Annotated in this window: 15 protein-coding genes and 1 pseudogene; 3 read left to right on the forward strand and 13 right to left on the reverse strand. The window is 57.5% G+C overall.

Annotation, left to right across the window (positions count from 1 at the left end; genetic code table 11):
- Positions 1–146: 146 nt before the first annotated feature.
- The 6 genes and pseudogenes from DQN55_RS10610 to DQN55_RS10630 form a co-directional block, all read right to left on the reverse strand.
- The gene (locus DQN55_RS10610; RefSeq protein ID WP_172601026.1) at positions 147–515 is read right to left on the reverse strand and encodes a cupin domain-containing protein; all 369 of its coding nucleotides are present in this window, start codon (positions 513–515) and stop codon (positions 147–149) included.
- The gene (locus DQN55_RS10615) at positions 512–1,843 is read right to left on the reverse strand and encodes an NAD(P)/FAD-dependent oxidoreductase (protein WP_048380115.1); all 1,332 of its coding nucleotides are present in this window, start codon (positions 1,841–1,843) and stop codon (positions 512–514) included. The genes DQN55_RS10610 and DQN55_RS10615 overlap by 4 nt, the downstream gene beginning before the upstream one ends.
- A gap of 10 nt (positions 1,844–1,853) precedes the next feature.
- Complete coding sequence (locus DQN55_RS10620) at positions 1,854–3,119, reverse strand: FAD-dependent oxidoreductase (protein ID WP_231995685.1); 1,266 nt, start codon at positions 3,117–3,119, stop codon at positions 1,854–1,856.
- Positions 3,108–3,269, reverse strand: a pseudogene (locus DQN55_RS22405) (rubredoxin); the annotation flags it as partial. The pseudogene DQN55_RS22405 and the gene DQN55_RS10620, both read right to left, overlap by 12 nt.
- A gap of 10 nt (positions 3,270–3,279) precedes the next feature.
- Positions 3,280–4,719 (reverse strand): aldehyde dehydrogenase family protein, encoded by a 1,440-nt coding sequence (locus DQN55_RS10625; RefSeq protein WP_048380112.1) that lies wholly within the window; start codon positions 4,717–4,719, stop codon positions 3,280–3,282.
- A complete protein-coding gene (locus DQN55_RS10630; RefSeq protein WP_048380111.1) occupies positions 4,716–5,915 on the reverse strand; it encodes an aromatic ring-hydroxylating oxygenase subunit alpha in 1,200 nt (399 codons plus the stop codon). The genes DQN55_RS10625 and DQN55_RS10630 overlap by 4 nt, the downstream gene beginning before the upstream one ends.
- A gap of 318 nt (positions 5,916–6,233) precedes the next feature.
- Here DQN55_RS10630 and DQN55_RS10635 point away from each other — a divergent pair, with 318 nt between their 5' ends.
- Complete coding sequence (locus DQN55_RS10635) at positions 6,234–7,910, forward strand: BCCT family transporter (protein ID WP_048380109.1); 1,677 nt, start codon at positions 6,234–6,236, stop codon at positions 7,908–7,910.
- Between the two features lie 41 nt (positions 7,911–7,951).
- On the opposite strand, the gene DQN55_RS10640 is transcribed toward DQN55_RS10635, so the two are convergent.
- From DQN55_RS10640 to DQN55_RS10660, 5 genes are all read right to left on the reverse strand, one after another.
- Positions 7,952–8,869 carry a LysR substrate-binding domain-containing protein gene (locus tag DQN55_RS10640; RefSeq protein WP_048380107.1) on the reverse strand — a complete coding sequence of 306 codons (918 nt, stop codon included), beginning with the start codon at positions 8,867–8,869 and terminating at the stop codon, positions 7,952–7,954.
- A 177-nt stretch (positions 8,870–9,046) separates the two neighbouring features.
- Positions 9,047–9,604 (reverse strand): ATP-dependent Clp protease proteolytic subunit, encoded by a 558-nt coding sequence (locus DQN55_RS10645; protein WP_048380105.1) that lies wholly within the window; start codon positions 9,602–9,604, stop codon positions 9,047–9,049.
- Positions 9,605–9,659: 55 nt separating this feature from the next.
- A complete protein-coding gene (locus DQN55_RS10650) occupies positions 9,660–9,827 on the reverse strand; it encodes a KGG domain-containing protein (protein WP_074702923.1) in 168 nt (55 codons plus the stop codon).
- A gap of 553 nt (positions 9,828–10,380) precedes the next feature.
- Positions 10,381–10,896 carry a DUF4142 domain-containing protein gene (locus DQN55_RS10655; protein ID WP_048380104.1) on the reverse strand — a complete coding sequence of 172 codons (516 nt, stop codon included), beginning with the start codon at positions 10,894–10,896 and terminating at the stop codon, positions 10,381–10,383.
- Between the two features lie 133 nt (positions 10,897–11,029).
- The gene (locus DQN55_RS10660) at positions 11,030–11,287 is read right to left on the reverse strand and encodes a hypothetical protein (RefSeq protein ID WP_048380102.1); all 258 of its coding nucleotides are present in this window, start codon (positions 11,285–11,287) and stop codon (positions 11,030–11,032) included.
- A 475-nt stretch (positions 11,288–11,762) separates the two neighbouring features.
- Between DQN55_RS10660 and DQN55_RS10665 the strand changes: the two genes are divergently transcribed.
- Positions 11,763–12,977: an aldose 1-epimerase family protein gene (locus tag DQN55_RS10665; protein WP_048380100.1), complete on the forward strand. Its 1,215-nt coding sequence runs from the start codon at positions 11,763–11,765 to the stop codon at positions 12,975–12,977.
- 441 nt (positions 12,978–13,418) lie between these two features.
- On the opposite strand, the gene dctA is transcribed toward DQN55_RS10665, so the two are convergent.
- On the reverse strand, positions 13,419–14,726 hold the full coding sequence (gene dctA / locus DQN55_RS10670) for a C4-dicarboxylate transporter DctA (RefSeq protein ID WP_048380098.1): 1,308 nt from the start codon (positions 14,724–14,726) through the stop codon (positions 13,419–13,421).
- A gap of 102 nt (positions 14,727–14,828) precedes the next feature.
- Positions 14,829–15,998, reverse strand: a complete 1,170-nt coding sequence (locus DQN55_RS10675; RefSeq protein WP_048380096.1) for a mandelate racemase/muconate lactonizing enzyme family protein — start codon at positions 15,996–15,998, stop codon at positions 14,829–14,831.
- Positions 15,999–16,098: 100 nt separating this feature from the next.
- On the opposite strand from DQN55_RS10675, the gene DQN55_RS10680 reads away from it, so the two are divergent.
- Complete coding sequence (locus tag DQN55_RS10680) at positions 16,099–16,992, forward strand: LysR family transcriptional regulator (protein ID WP_048380094.1); 894 nt, start codon at positions 16,099–16,101, stop codon at positions 16,990–16,992.
- The last annotated feature ends 84 nt before the right edge of the window (positions 16,993–17,076 follow it).

A 17,076-nucleotide genomic window follows, 5' to 3' on the forward strand; every position in this document is an offset into this window, starting at 1 on the left:
GGGATTGGCGAGATGAAGGGCAGGTGAGGCGCGACACTTCAGGTGCAGGGATGAGCGATGTGCTGGCCCGGGCTCAGGCCGTGAACGCCCGGGCCCGGACTTCATGTGAGGGGGGCGGAGGGGAGTGGCGCTTGAACGCTCGCGTGTCAGCCCAGGCCGTGGCGTTGCTTCCAGTCACCGGGGTAGACCACATAGCCAAACAATGCATGGCCGGCGTAAACCAGTTCGGTTCCTTCGGGAATCCACAGCATCTGGCCAGGTTCAACCTTGTACAGGTTACCGTTGGCCTTAAGCTCGAAACACCCCTCTATGACGAAGATGACTTCGTCATAGAGCAGGGTCCAGCTCACTTCGGCACCTTCCCAGCGAGCGAAGCCAACACCCAGATGGGGTGATACTTCATTGCTCAACGCGCGGGCAACAGAGGCTCCGCCGGGCGGGCCACCTCGATGGACAAACTCAAGATCCCGGTGGTCGACCAGACGCACCGGTCCTTTGCCGTAGATCCGCTTCATAATTCACCTCTGCTGTTCCAGGACGCCAGTCGAATCCGCGTGCGCACCCCGAGCCCCAGCAACGGCTCGGGCGGGTTGCGTGAGGGCATACCGGTGACGGCGCGGATATCCTGCAAGTGCTGTGAATCGGCACCTGTGGCCATGTCGGCCAGCAATGTCCCGGACACAGTGCCCCAGGCTGCGCCGACCCCATTGTCGCAAGCGGTGGCATAGACACCGCTCTCCAACTCACCAAAGAAATTGGTGAAGTTGCGCGAGATCGCATAAACGCCACCCCAGGTGTGGGTGAACTCAACGTTCTCCAGTTGCGGATAGCGTGCCAGGAGGGCCTTGCGATGACCCGCGCGAATGTCCCGGCGTGTGTTGTCGTTGACGCTCTTGCCATAGCGCGGCACGTGCTTGTAGGTGTTGCGAATCATCAGGCGGTTATCCTGGGTCATGCGCACGGTGGTGCCGGCATGGTCTGCCGGGGTCAGCCCCCAGTCGGACTGGATGCCGAGGGTCTGCATTTCTGCCTGCGCCAATGGACGGGTCCAGCTGGCGAAGGTCATTACCGGTAGCAGACGGCTGCGCAGGTAACCGAATTCCTGGGTAAAAATGCTGGTGCCCAGCAGCAGCTGTGGCGTGCGTACCTGACCTTCAGTGCCTTGCAGTAACCATTGACCCTGACTGTCGCGCTGCAGGCCTTGAATCGGCGACTGTTCGAGCAGTTCGACGTTTTCCGGCAGCGAGTCGGCCAGACCGCGCACCAGCGCCGCCGGCTGCATCAACCACGAGCCCTGAGTGAACACGGCGCGGCTGTAATGGCGGGTTCCGAGTACGTTGGCCAGTTCGTCGCCTTCGACACTGCGAAAAGGTTCGCCCAAGTCCCGCAGCAACCCTTCAAAATGTTCCAGATACGCCAGTCCCCGAGGCCCCACTGCGCCCTGATACTTCCCGGCAGGGGACCACTGGCAGTCGATCCGGTGTTGACCGATCAGTCGTTGCAGTTGGTCGATGGCTGAGCGATTCAAGCCGAGCAGGCGTTGTTTGTGTGCTGCATCAGGATGCTCAAGAGCCATTTTGTGGGGCAGGTCTATGACAAAACCCGAGTTGCGGCCAGAGGCGCCTTCCCCAACCCTTTGCGCATCGATCAGCGCGATGCGTGCATGGGGATGATGTTCGGCCAGGCGGCGGGCGGCTGCCAGACCGGCAAAGCCGGCACCAATCACCGCATAGTCAACCTGGTGTCGGCCCACCAGGCGTCGAGGGGCTACGGCGGGGGGCAGGGCGGCATACCAGCCGCAGTCCTGATCATCGTGCGGCAAATGAATAGCGCGATTGTTCATAAGGTTCTTCTTAAGCCACGTGGGTTTGAAGGGGCTGACAGTTCTGCAGCCAGACGCCGCGTTTTTGCTGGGCCTGACGGCCGATCAGGGCGAAGCCGCGCAAGACACCGGAGGTATCGTTGAACGCCGCGCAGAGTCCGTCGGCTGTAGGTTCGATCTGCCACTGGCCACTGCACCCGAATGGCGCGGGCAACAGGCATAACGGGGCTGCCGGGGTCTTGACGGTGATCGGCATCAGCGGGTATTGCACGGCCGTCGGGTAGCCCGAAAGCGTGCGCGCCAACGCTTCAATTCCCTGGTTGATCGGTGCCAGATAAGGCATCAGTTGACCATTGATTTCGATGCAGTCACCCAGTGCAAAAATGCTGGGGATGGACGTCTGCAGGCACTCATTGACCTGGATGCCACGGCCACACTCCAATCCGCAGGACAGGGCCAGCACCTGATCCGGGCGCAGGCCGATGGCCGAGAGCACCAGATCGGCCTGATGCTGTTCACCGTTGGCGAGCGTCAAGTCGAATCCCTCGGCGCTGCGCTCGATCCTCTGCAGAGTAGTTTGCAAGCTCCAGCTCACTCCCAGCTCTGTGAGAGCCGCTTGAAGGTGCTGCCCGGCAGGCTCGGGTAACAGTCGCTCCATAGGCCAGGCGCCCAGGCCGATAACCTGAACCTGGTAACCGCTGCTGGCCAGGTCGTTGGCAAATTCGCAGCCAATCAAGCCGTCGCCCAGGATTGCGATGCGACGCTTGCCTTCCAGTTGGGTGCGAAAGGCCTGGTAGTCCGACAGGTTGTTAACGCTCACCAGTGCCTCGGCACACCCCTCGACGGGTACGCGTACCGGGGTTGCACCGCTGGCCAGCACCAGTTGACCGTAGGGCATTTCACCGAGGCTGGTGTGGAGGCGCCGGTTCTGGGCATCAATGCGCTCTACCTGACAATGCGGATAGACCCGAATACCCAACCGTTGCTCGATGGCCAGCGGGGTTTCATTGACCAGCACCGCAGCGCTGCGCCCCTGGGCCAGGGCGATGGACAGGGCAGGTTTGGAGTAGACATGCCCGCTTTCTCGCGTCAGCACGTAAATCTCGCGCAGTGGATCCTGTTTGCGCAGTGCCTGGGCCAGGCCATAGCCAGCGTGACCGCTGCCAATAATCACCACCGGGCCGACGGCTGTACTGGTCGGCTCAGGTGCAACCACCGGAACACCCGCTCCAGTCGGAGCGACGCTGACGATGCACACCACCGGTGCGGCGGTCTGCGGCTCGCTGATTTCGATCATTTCGAAATCCCCTTTGCCGACCTTGCATTCCGGGCACAACCAATCCTGTGGTACATCTTCCCAGCGGGTGCCGGCGGCTATTCCGTCGTCGGGCCAGCCCAAGGCTTCGTCGTAGATCAAACCACAAATAATGCATAGCCACTTTTTCATGGAGTCAGCCTCACTCGCCTTGAATTCGCACAGCCAGGTTTTTGGTGCGCACATAGCTGTACAGCGCTTCCTGACCCTTTTCACGGCCATAACCAGACAGGCCGACTCCCCCAAACGGTGTCTCGATCCCGCCGGCGAACCACTCGTTGACGAAGACCTGGCCGGCCCGCAGTCGGCGGGCACAGCGCAGGGCGCGATTCAAATCCTGAGTGAAGACACCCGCTACCAGGCCGAAGTCGGTGCCATTGGCCAGGCCAATGGCCTGTTCTTCCGTGTCGAAAGGCAAAATGGCCAGCACCGGGCCAAATACTTCCTGGCTGGCAATTTCCATCTCCGGGGTCACATCACAGAAAACTGTCGGCTGCATGTAATTGCCGCTCAGGCCGCTCACGGCGTCGCCACCTGCGACTACGCGCGCACCTTGTTCCTGGGCTCGTCGACACATCGCCTGGATACCGTGCAATTGGCCGGCAGATATCACCGGGGTCAACTCGGCATTCTCCGCCCCGGGGCCGATGTGCAGGCTGTTCGCCAGGCTGGCCACCTGTTCGACCACTTCGTCGTAGATCGAGCGCTCTACCAGCAGCCTCGACAACGCCGAACACACTTGCCCGGCATTGAAAAAGATGCCGCTGCGCACGCTGGACAGCAGTTGCTCCCGGTCGGCATCAGCGAAGACCAGTGCCGCGGATTTGCCACCAAGCTCCATCACGCTGGGCACGGCGTTTTCGGCGGCAGCGCGCAAGATGCTTTGCCCGGTTGGCACAGAGCCGGTGAAAACAATCTGATCAACGTGTTTATGGCCCGCCAGATAGGCGCCGACCTCACGCCCGCGGCCGCACAGCAAATTGACCGCACCGGTTGGCAGGCCAGCGCGTTCGATGGCCTGCATCAGGATGCATAGACCCAGCGGCGACAACTCCGGGGACTTGATCACGACGGCGTTGCCGGCAGCGAGTGCCGGGGCCAGGGAGCGGGCGCAGATGGAGACCGGGAAGTTCCAGGGCACTATCTGCAGGGACACGCCCATGGGTTCATACAGCGTGAAGTCCATGTAACCGTTGCCCAGCGGCACGGAAATGCCTTCAATCTTGTCCGCCATGCCGGCGTAGTACTCGAAATACCTCGCCGCTTCGATGAACTCGTCTCGGGCATCGTTGAAGGTCTTACCGTTCTCCGCGCAGAGCAGGTGGGCGCCGTCATCGGCAACCAGGCGGATCTGTCGTGCTATTTCCAGCAGCCAGGTCACGCGCCGGGCAGGGCGTACAGCGATCAATTCGCCGCTGTCCGCACAGCGTCGTGCGGCTTGCAGGGCGCATTCGGCATCGGCAATGCAGGCCTGCGCGATGGTCGCCACCGGTTGATTGCTGGCCGGGTTGAGGATGGTCAGGTGCTGATCACTGTCGACCCATTGACCATTTATGTGGTTTCGCCAATGAACAAGGCTCATACGGTTTCTCCACCGTGGGCCTGATCGACACTGTCGAGCAACTCCCGGGCTGCCCACTTGTGGAAGTAGTGCGTCGGCAAGTCCATTTCCGGAGAAAAAGCGCCGCCTCTGTAGCCTGGTGAACTGCGGCCTTTTTGCATGCCTTCCACCGAGGCAATGTCCTCGGCAAATACCACGCGCCAGGATTCCATGACAGCCTTGCGAGCGGCATCGTAGAGCGGGTCGAGGGCTTCGTCACCGACATAGAACAACCGCAGGTGCTCAATGGTTTTCCCAGGTGCGACCGGCTCCAGCATCATGGCGAAGGCATGGTCGGCCTGTATCCCCAGCAACACGTTGGGGAAGAACGACACATATTCAGCGGTGCGCATGCGATCAGCCGGCCAGGACGGGAATGTCGGCAGATGGGTGCCGGCAACGTCAGACAGGTTGTAGGCGTAACTGCCTTGCCCGGCGAATTGGTCAAAAAGAATGTTGTAGTGGTCTTCCAGCTTGGAATAACTGTTCAGGCTTGGGTGAATCCAGGGCAGGTGATAAGCCTCGCAGTAGTTCTCGACCGCCAGCTTCCAGTTGCAGTTGACCTCAATGGCCATCGCACCGCTGTTGGATTCACGACGCAGCAATGACATGCCGTCATGTCCCAGAAATTGCGTCCAGCGCTGGGTTAACGGAGCCAGAGCGTCTTCCAGTGCCGGGGCATCACCCGACAAGTTGATGAACACCATGTCCATCCAGATGGCACTGCGCAGTGGTTTCAAACCGTGCTTTTCGCAGGCGAAGCGCTCGTCTTTGTGCTGGTTGATACCCCCGACATGGGGCGTGCCGCGCAGCGCACCGTTCAGGTCGTAAGTCCAGGAATGGTAAGGGCAACGGATCATGCCCTGAATGGCGCCGGCTTCCTGCACCAACTTGACCCCGCGATGGCTGCACACGTTATGGAACACCTGCACCTGGCCTTCACGGTTGCGCATGATCAACAGCGGCAGCCCCATGAAGTCCACCGGTTTGACGTAGGCGTTGGTGGGCAGGTCGGAGGCAAAACCAATGCACGCCCAGTTGCGGCCCATGATCTGGTCGCGGTCCAGCTCGAAGTAGGGCTGCTCGGTGTAAAAATCATTGGTCAGGCCATGGGCTTGCTCGATAGGAGCCAGCACGGTTTCCAGAATGTGTACGGGGATAAGGTTGGCGATGCCCATTATTGTTGTCTCCAGATCGCACGGTTGGTCGGCCTTGTTGGCCTTTGGCTGGAGTGATTCTTCAGGGTGGGGATGAGGTGGGACAAACCATATTTCGACGTCGATTGATGAGAAAAAGTCATTCATGAGGTGCATCGCCCTCGGCAGGCAATTCCCCTGTCTTTACGGGGGGGACACATTCCTTTAACTCATTAATTCATGAGATTAAATGGTTTGTTGAGAACAGGGCGCTCACTCATTGTGAGCCGCGCAATCACTGCATTGCATAACAAAAAAATCCCGTATAGCGCTGTACTACAACAACAAGGGAGATAGCCGATGCGTGCTAAAAGTGGCCTTTTCAAAGGCCTCAATCCAACCGTGACAGTGGTGTCGGTCGCCCTGGTCCTCGCTTTCGTCTTGCTCTGCGCCTTTAAGGGCGACCAGGCCACGTTGGTGTTCAAGACTGCTTCCGACGCCATCCTGCATAACTTCAAATGGTTTTACCTGGCCCTGGTGAGCGGCCTGTTGTGTGTGCTGCTGATGCTGGCATGGAGCCCTTACGGAGCGCTCAAGCTGGGTCGGGCGCAGGACACACCTGAATTCAGTTTCGGTGCCTGGATCGCTATGTTGTTCAGTGCCGGCATGGGCATTGGCCTGATCTTCTGGTCGGTCGCCGAGCCGGTCCTGCACTATGCCAATAACCCGTTCGCACCGGGCCTGACGGACGAGGCGGCCACGGTCGCGATGCGGCTCACGCTGTTTCATTGGGGCCTGCATCCCTGGGCCATTTTCACCATGATCGGCGTCAGCCTGGCCTACTTCGCGTATTGCAAAGGCCTGCCGCTGGCCTTGCGTTCAATTCTCTATCCCCTGATCGGTAATCGTATCTACGGGCCTATCGGCCATGTGGTAGACATTCTTGGGGTGGCGATTACCGCCTTTGGCGTATCACAATCGTTGGGGTTGGGGGTGGTGCAGATCAATACCGGTCTGAATCAGGTGTTCCAGGTACCGGTCAGTATCGGTCTGCAGCTATCGATCATCGCCTTCGTCAGCCTTATTGCGGCGGTTTCGCTGGTGGCCGGGTTGTCCAAGGGCATGAAGCGGCTTTCGACACTGAACATGTGGCTGTCTTTTGGACTGATGCTGGTGGTGCTGTGGTTGGGACCGACCCGCTACATACTCAATTTTTTCTTCGAAGCCACCGGTGATTATGTGCAGCACATCGTTGGTCTGAGTTTCTGGACAGACACTCAGGGCGACAGTGAATGGCAAAATAGCTGGACGGCCTTTTACTGGCCCTGGTGGATGACCTGGGGCCCCTTCGTGGGCTTGTTCATTGCGCGCATTTCCCGCGGTCGAACCATTCGTGAACTGATCGTCGGAGCCCTTGCCGTGCCGACGCTGGTAACCATCTTGTGGATGTCGGTGTTTGGCGGGGCGGCACTCAAGGACGAGCAGCAAGCCCGTCACGCCCATGCACAACTGCCTGTCGCCGAACAGGTTGTGGCCGCACCGTTTGTGGGAGGAGCTGTGCTTCAGGCCACCCAGAAAGAAACCACGGCTGCCATGTTTACCTTGCTTCAGCGCCTGGATGGTCCCGCCATCGGTGGGGTATTGTGCCTCATTGTCTGTTTGCTGCTGGCCGTGCACTTTGTGACGGCCGCCGATGCCGGGACGCAGGTGCTGTGCATGCTCAACTCCGTGGGCAGCATCAATCCGCCCAACTGGATCCGGGTGCTTTGGTGCTTTCTGGAAGGCGCGATTGCCGCCGGTTTACTACTGGCGGGCGGACTGGTGGCGATCCAGATGGCAAGCATCATCATCGGCCTGCCTATTGCCTTCTTTCTGCTGGTGACCTGCTTCAGCCTGTTACGCAGTTTGCGTGCCGATACCCAGGCTACCGCCGAGGGTTGGATGATGCCCGCGACCGCCAATGACTCACTGAATCATCCCGAGGAAGCCGTCTCTGAAAGGATGGCAATGCTGAGGCCTCCCGGCGAACTCGCCTGATGACACAGCCTCCGGCATCGGCCTTCCTTGGCCGATAGCCTTCACTCAGCGTCAATCGTCTCCGCCAGATGGGTTAACAACCATTGGCGAAAGCGGTTGACGCTTTGTCGATTGGCGGCCCGGCCTTGGGGTTCCAGCAGGCAGAACTGGGCATCCGTGCGCAAGTACGTCCCGGTCGGACGCACCAGTTTGCCGGTCTGTAAGTGGTCGCTCAGCAGGTTTGACCAGGCCAGGGCGATCCCCTGGCCTGCGAGGGCTGACTGGATCAGCATCGAATAGCTATTGATATTGATGCGTCGCCGGGGCTCCGGAGGGCGCTGGCCCAGCCGCTCGAACCACTCCCGCCAGCCAATCCAGTCCCGTTGCGGGTCCTCAAGCCATAGCCACGTGCATTCACCAAGGCGCTCCAACGCAGTGATGCCCGGGTTCTGCGCCAGGTATTGTGGACTGCATACCGGGAACATTTCTTCGCTGAACAGCGGCGTGACCTGCATGTTTTTGGGGGGCGAACTGCAGTAATAAAGCGCCAGATCACAATCCAGGCGCGAGAAGTCATTGACCTGGTCCGTGGCGATGATGCGCAGGTCAATCTCTTCATTCTGGCGCTGGAATTCTGAGACCAATGGCAGCAGCCACAGAGATGCCATGGCGGTACTGGTGACCACCGTGACCTGCTGGGCTCCACGCCAGTGGCGAACTCCGGCGGTGGCATGGGCCAGTTGCTGGAGCGTTTCACGCACGGTTTCACAATACTGATTGCCAGTGGCGGTCAGGTTGATTTCCCGAGTGGTTCGTACAAACAGAGCAGTGCCCAGATAGTCTTCAAGCACACGAATCTGGCGGCTGATTGCACCTTGAGTGACATTCAGTTCGCGCGCGGCCAGAGTGAAGCTCATATGACGGGCAGCGGCCTCGAATACCACCAGGCTGTTAAGCGGCGGCAAGGGTTGCAGTTTCATCAGTTCATCACTTTTTATAATTTTTGTGTCGCGTGCGCAGAGTGTGCAGAAGGCCGTGAACAGTGGCTAGCCTTTTAAAGGAATCCTTATGCGGATTTTCTCTAGAGATATAAATATCTTTAATCCATTCACTGTTTGATACAGCCGCCCGAGTGTTTCGGGTGTGGAATCAGCCCCTCAACCACCGCTGACTTTCCAGTGTTTGATGTCATCGCCGAAGACCACTTGCTTCACTTCGTGGGCAATCCCGTAGACCAGTGAGTCCTGGGCGGCTATGACTTTTTCTTCGGCTGACAGGCATTTGAATATATCCAGTCGGGTCGCGGCATTAGCGGTCTCGATCTCGTAGATTTTGACATAGCGCGCCAGGTCGTTGTCCAGGCTCGACAGGTACTCGCGCAGACGCTGATGGTCTACAGAGCTTTGATTGAAATACCAGTTCATGGGATGGATAAGAAAGCGCGAGTGAGGCGTTGTGATCCGCTGTTGAGCCGCGAGAAACATGATGATGCCCATGGACTCGATATTCCCCGCGTTAATCGCGCAAATCGGCACCGGTAACGATTTGATAAAGGTGTACAGGGTAAAGCCGAAATTGGTGCTGCCGCCTGTGGTAGAGAGGTTCAGCAGCAGCGAGCTGGCGCCTTGCTCCAGGGCTTCAAGGCAGCTGTCACGGAAGCGTTCCGTGGTGCCCTGATCGATCTGGCAATGAAAGTGCACGATGTGCTCGGACATTGAATCACCTCCTGTCGAGGACAAGGGCCGAAGCCCTTGCCCTGTTGCTCAACAATCAGCTGCGGCCTGCGCCGCCGGGTTGTCCGCCTTTTTTGCCCTGAGAGGGCGTTTTGTTCCGGTCATTATTAGCGCCTGAGGCATGACCGCCCTTTTTCCCGGCTTCAGATGCTTTCTCTCGATCGTTCGCAAAATTCCCGGGGTTAGAACGTCCGGTGTTAGCCATGATTCGATACCTCTTGGTTCATTGAATTTTGCTCGCCATGGAAGCAAGCATTAATTAGGAGTTGAGTTGGCTTTTGGAAGTTTTACAAAGTTCGACCCCGTGCGATCAGCGGTCAAATGCTGTGAGCTGATAGGGTTTGTTCAAACTTTTCCATCTAAGCAAACGGTGGAAAGTCAGCGGAAATAGCTAATGCGGGTTATCGATCCAGCTCACGGCGGAGATTGTTCACCGGGTGAAACATTCAAGGTCCCGATACAACACTATTCATCAACGGTGAATGTTAACCAGCCAGGGCCGTTTGTCGGTCTTTCGTGTTCGACAATCACGCCGCCAGACCGTGGAAATCCATGGTCGAAGCCACCCGGCAGTCCATTACCACTGCGATGCGCAAGCAGTTGGGCTTGACCAGATGACAGCGCGAGGAGGGTGGTCGGCCAACGATCGCCTTGCCGTGGCGCAAGACCGCCTGCTCGGATCAGCATGTGCTGCGACGGCCTGGCCGGGGTCAAACGGATTTCGCATTGGTCCCGGCTTTTTGGAAAGAGCCGGAGGATTAGCGTGCGTGCTGGCTCTGAAGTTTTTTGGCCATGTCCAGGTGCATTTCCAGCGTAGGCAGCGTCTTCTCGGCGAAGACCTTGAGCGGTGTATCAACGGTTGCTGCGGCCTTTTCCTTGAACAAGAGCAAGGCTTTTTCGTGAGCTTTGACCTGCTTGTCCGCATAGGTTTTATCGAAGAGCTCCGGGCGTACGTCCAGAGCCATTTTTTTTGCCTCGGTATTGGCCTGGGCCGTCAATGTGGCGACATCGGGTAGATCGATATCGAGCTTCTTGGCCAGCCCCATCAGGTCCTGATTGGCCCGGGTGTGGTCATCGATCATGTGCTGGGCGAAGGCTTTGACGTCCGCAGCGCTGCTTTTTTCCAGTGCCACTTTACTGCTTTCGATTTCTGCGATACCGCCTTGCGCCGCTTTTTCGACAAAGTCATTGGGGGAGCCAGCCATCACTGCAGACACGGAACCTGCCGTCAGCAACACCATCAACCCTATCTGAGCCATGCGTGTGGTGATCATTTCGTTCTCCTCGATTTCAGACGACGAAGGCGTCGTTTAACGGTTGAGCCGAGGCGAAGCGAATGGTTTATTTTTTTTCATTGAATTTTCAACATTGAACCCTTCGGCAATGCCTTGCAGAGATCTCGAGGTTTTATCCTTGCGCACGTAGAAGGTGAGAGGACTGTCTGGAGATGACCATTTCCTCCAGTATTTCCCGGATCAGCTTATTCATCCCGCACGTGCCGGGGTATTGGGTCCGGTCAATGTTTGCAATGGTGAACTGGTTGGAGCCCGGTGCCAGAATCTCGATCGACAAGCTGGCATCAGGATTGATACCGCACGTGACGATGCAATGGGGTAACCGCTGCGAGAGAGCGGTCTCGATTTCACGCTTGCTTAGGGTATCCATGGAGTCGCCTAAGAGTGGGTGGCAAAAAAGATGGACTTATAAGATGTAATGACTACAAGAGGGGCGGCTAATAACCGTGTTGCGGGTCAGTGAGCCGATGTTGTTTGACCGTCATTACACTTGCCCTATACGAGAATAGCGCCTTTCTCGCATCCATCAGCCCGTGTGCCCTGCCATCCGTCCAGTTACCCGGTTCAGGCAGCGTCCGTGCTGCCGGGGGGACAGGTTGAATCGCCAGCCCGTTGGCTAATGGTTGTCCGGGTCACAGCCGCTGCGCTGTTACTCGGTCTTCAGGGGAGGCGGGGCCTCGAAGAACACTTCACCAGGGCAGCATTAACCCTACGCCCTGTTGGATGGATTGAACGAATCCTTGGCTTTCGGTGGCTACTCCGCCGCAGAAAATGGAGCTAGACTGGCTTTCTGGCTGAAACGATTCATCTAGTCGGCCAATCATAATTCCAAGAAAGGATCCGCCATGAAACTGCTTCCCGTCACCTGCGCCCTTGCAGCGTTGTCCTTTGGCTCTCACGCTTACGCTTGGGACTTTGTGTTGCTCGACAGCGACAAGCCCGCCAGTAACCTGCGTATAACCAGCGAGCAGTTGGGGCTCAAAGTCGACAAACCCTTTTCAGTCAGCATGCGCACCCTGCACGGCGGTCGTCAGGAAGGCGTGAGTCTGATCGATATCGATAACGGCACGATGAAACTGACGGTGGTGCCGACCCGTGGCATGAACGTACTCAGTGCCCAGGTCGGCAGTGTGCGGATGGGGTGGGATTCGCCGGTGAAGGAAGTGGTCAACCCGGCGTTCATCGAGTTGAACGGTCGCGGCGGCCTGGGCTGGCTCGAAGGCTTCAACGAACTGGTCACCCGGTGTGGTTACGAGTGGGTCGGCCATCCGGGCATGGACAACGGCGAGTTGCTGACCTTGCATGGTCGCGCGGCGAACATCCCGGCCAGCCGGGTGACCGTGCATATCGACGAAACTCCGCCGTATGCCATCCACGTGCGTGGCGAGTTGAAAGAGCAGGCATTCAAAAAAGTCGACTTCAGCGTGCAAACCGAGCTGGTCACCGAACCGGGTGCGGCGCACTTTGTGCTTAATGACACGCTGACCAACAACGGCGATTACCCGAAAGAATACCAGGCGCTGTACCACAGCAACTTCAGCACGCCGTTTCTGGAGGAGGGCGCCCGCTTTGCGGCACCGGTCAAACAAGTGTCGCCTTTCAACGACAAAGCCAGGGCTGACCTGGGCGACTGGCAGACTTACCGGGCACCGACACCGGACTACGACGAAACCGTGTACAACGTGGTGCCTTACGGCGACGCCAAAGGCAACACCTTGACCGTGCTGCATAACAAAGCCGCCAGCCTCGGCGTCGCGGTTGGCTTCAACGTGCAGCAATTGCCGGTGTTCTCACTGTGGAAAAACACCGATACACGAGGCCAGGGCTACGTCACCGGGCTTGAGCCAGGCACCAGCTTTTCCTACAACCGCCGCTACCAGAGACCATTGAATCTGGTGCCGACCATTGGCCCTAAACAACAGCGCCAGTTCCGCATCAGCTACACCTTGCTGACCGATGAACCGGCGGTGAGCAAGGCGTTGCAACAGGTCAAATCGATCCAGGACGGACGTGCCACAGAAGTGCGGCAGACGCCGTTGGTGGACTTGAGTAAAGAGTGATCAGTACCTAGAAGAGGGCGCCTGCAACCGTCAGGTGTGCGCAGTGATTGACTGGCCTGGCCCGACCTTTTCAGCGTGGGCCAGGCCAGGTATCAAACATGGCGCGCATCAAAGCCTGTCGGGATTCCCCAAGAGCATTTGCCGATGCCGCTGGAACATGCGTTCTAGCGGCTTTTATTTGCGCATGTCCCATGTTGAACATAGTGATTCTGGACATGGGTCTCGATAGCCAGGTTGGCCCCAGAACCTCCCGCTTCAATTGGCCACCAAGTCGGCTGACAACACGTGCGCTCAGGTGCGCGTAGTGCCACAGGAATTCGTATCGGTTCTGCGCACGGCCTATATTTAAGGTAAAGAGGTGTCTATGAACCCCGGGGCTATTCAGAAAGCACTACCGGTCATAACCGTTTCTGACGTGGAATGACCGGATCGCTTTGCGGATTATTTCTGCGCCAGCAATGCCTTCCTTTCCGCCTTTTCATGTTTCATGGCGGCAATTTCACGCTCACAGGCCTCGACATCGAACGAGTTGTCCCACTTGGCAATGGCAATGGTGCCGATGCCGTTACCGATCAGGTTGGTCACGGCCCGCGCCTCGTTCAGGAACCGGTCAATGCCCAAGAGCAAAACGAGCCCAACCAGAGGAATGGAGTGGATAGTTGTGAGCGTTGCGGCCAACGTCACAAACCCCGCACCTGCCACGCCAGCCGAGCCTTTGGAAGTCAGCAGGAATACGCCCAGCAGAATCATCTGATCCACAAACGTCAGTGGCGTATTGGTCGCCTGGGCGATGAAGATGGCGGCCATGGTGAGATAGATGCAGGTGCCGTCCGCATTGAAGGTGTACCCCGTTGGCAACACCATGCCCACTACCGACTTTTTGCAGCCAAGCTTTTCAAGTTTCACCATCATTCGTGGCAGCACGGCTTCGGTTGAACAGGTGCCAAGCGTGATGAGAATTTCATCTTTGAAGTAACGAAGGAATTGCATGAGCGGCATGCCCGACCATCTGGCCACCGTACCCAGCACCACCACGATGAAAATCAAGGTTGTGATGTAGAGCGCGATCAGCAACTGACCGAGTGACAGCAAGGTGCCAATCCCGTACTTGCCGATAGTGAACGCCATCCCGGCACCCGCACCAATCGGCGCCAAGCGCATGACCATTGCAACGATCTTGAACAAGCCTTGCAGGAACAGATCAATGGTGTTGATCAGCGGCTTGCTGGTTTCGCCCATCTGAACCAAGGCAACACCCATCAAAACCGAAAGCAGAATGACCTGCAGCATGACGCCATTGGAGAATGCGCCGAGGAACGTGTGGGGGATGATATTGAGGAAGAAATCAATGGTGCCGCCCTGTTCGCTGGCAGCCTGGCTGTACTTGCTGATAGCACTTCCATCAAGCGCACTGACGTTAATGTTCATACCGACACCAGGCTTGACGATGTTGACCACGATAAGGCCGACAACTAGGGCGATGGTAGATAGAATCTCAAAGTAGATCAGCGCTTTTACGCCAATCCGCCCGACTTCTTTGATACTGCCCATCTTCGCGATACCTACAACGACCGTACCGAAAATAATGGGCGCCAACAGCATTTTGATCAGTTTGATGAAACCATCGGCAAAGGGTTGGAGCTTGGCTCCGATATCGGGTACGAAGTAACCGATAGCTGCACCGATCACGATGCCGATCAGCACTTGCACATACAGCTGGCTATACCAACGGGATTTGGAGATTTCCACGGAAGCACCTCATTTTATTTTTGTGATGGGCATGTGGCTTGGCGTCAGTGGGTGACGCCTGAATCTGCGGCCTCTTTCAAAGGGGCCGCAGATCGAGGTTGATCAGCCTTCGCCCAACTCACGCATTACTGCGTACAAGGCGGACTTGGCTTCGAAGCCAACACCTGGAATATCTGGCAGACCGACATAACCATTTTCCACCTTGATCCCGTCAGCGAAGCCGCCGAAAGGCTGGAACACGTCGGGGTAAGATTCATTGCCGCCCAGGTGCAGACCGGCTGCGATGTTCAGGGACATCTGGTGACCGCCGTGCGGAACTACGCGACGGGAAGACCAACCCATTTCTTCCATCACTTTCAGGGTGCGCATGTACTCCACGAGCCCGTAGGACAGCGCACAGTCGAACTGCAGGAAGTCGCGATCCGGGCGCATGCCGCCGTGACGCAGCAGGTTACGGGCGTCTTGGTGGGAGAACAGGTTTTCACCGGTCGCCATGGGCAGTTCATAGTGATTGGCAAGTTCAGCCTGGAGTGCGTAATCGAGCGGGTCGCCGATCTCCTCATACCAGAAGAGGTTGTACTTCTTGATGGCTTCCGCGTAAGCAATACCGGTCTGAAGGTCGAAACGACCGTTGGCATCGACCGCCAGTCGACGGCCATCTCCCACCACTTCGAGTACCGCTTCGATGCGACGGATATCTTCGTCCAGCGGTACAGCACCAATCTTCATCTTGACGACGTCGTAGCCACGATCCAGATAGCTCTGCATTTCTGCTTTGAGCTTGGTCTGGTCTTTGCCAGGGTAGTAGTAGCCACCTGCTGCATAGACCCAGACCTTGTCATCGGCCACGCCGTCACGGTAACGATCAGCCAGCAAGCGATAGAGTGGTTTGCCTTCAATCTTGGCGACGGCATCCCATACAGCCATGTCGATGGTGCCAACCGCGACCGAGCGCTCGCCGTGGCCGCCTGGCTTTTCGTTGGTCATCAGGGCTTTCCAGATGGCGAACGGATCCAGGTTGTTGTTTTCATGGTCGACCAGCGTGTCTGGATCCGCTTCGGTGATACGCGCCAGGAAACGATCACGCATCAGGGCGCCTTGACCATAGCGACCATTGGAGTTGAAACCGTAGCCGATGACAGGTTTGCCATCGCGAATCACATCCGTGATGACAGCGACGACCGAGCAGGTCATTTTGGAAAAGTCGATATAGGCGTTGGCAATTGGGGAGGCAATAGAAACTGTTTTTTCACGGATGTCTACGATACGCATGACGGGTTCCTCTTGTTGTTTGTGGCCCCACGTTATGCTTTGCGATGTCACCCTCCCAATGCTATTAATGCCGCACCCTATGCACAGGAGGCATGGCCCCTTGGAACTCGTTTGGCTCGAAGATCTTTCAGCGCTTGCGGAGTACGGCAGTTTTGTCCGTGCTGCTGAGGCACGCCATGTTACTCAGCCAGCCTTCAGTCGAAGAGTACGATCTCTGGAGAATTGGATGGGCGTCGAGTTATTTGTGCGCACACCACAAGGAGCAACCCTTACCGAGGCAGGAAGGCAAATTTTGCCCAGTGCTCAGGAAGCTGCCCGGCATTTGTACAGGATGCGTAGCGAGGCTCAAGAGGTAGCAGGAATAGCCGCCAAATCGCTGCAATTCGCGGCAACTCATTCCCTGTCGTTTACATTTTTTCCCAAGTGGCTTCGAAGCTCAGAAAACGGTGCTCCCATTGAGGCCGTGAAGCTACACTCTGACAGCATGGCGGTCTGTGAGCAGATGCTGATACATGGTCAGGTTCAGTTTCTGCTCTGCCACCGCCATCCCGACGTTCCGCCTTTACTGGCGCCTGATCAATTCATCAGCAAAAAGGTGGGGGAGGACGTCCTCGTACCGCTTGCGAGTGCATCCACTAACTTCGGTACCTCGCCTGCAGCGTTGCCATACCTCGCCTACACCCATGAGTCTGGACTGGGGCGAATCGTCGCCCACAGACTGCGTGGCAAGGAAGACTACCTTCACCTCAAGCCACTCTTCAGCAGCCACCTTGCAGCGGTACTCATGTCCATGGCTCTGGAAAGCAAAGGAGTGGCGTGGTTGCCTAAGAGCCTTACCGAACAAGAAATCCTAGATGGGCGCTTAGTCAGAGCGCTCGACGAAAGCTGGGATATACCTCTGGAAATTCATCTGACCCGCCCGAAAGCAATCCTCAGTCAGTCTGCCGAAGATTTCTGGAGGAGGGCGGGTAGTGATCCGCAGCCTTCCACATGACGCGTTGCGCTGCTCCGGTTTGATGCAGAGACTCTCAGGGTTGCCGAAAACATTTTACTAGGCTCTAGGGCGGTGCTTTCAGGT

It is taken from the genome of Pseudomonas taetrolens, from assembly GCF_900475285.1.
GTDB classification, from domain to species: Bacteria; Pseudomonadota; Gammaproteobacteria; order Pseudomonadales; family Pseudomonadaceae; genus Aquipseudomonas; species Aquipseudomonas taetrolens.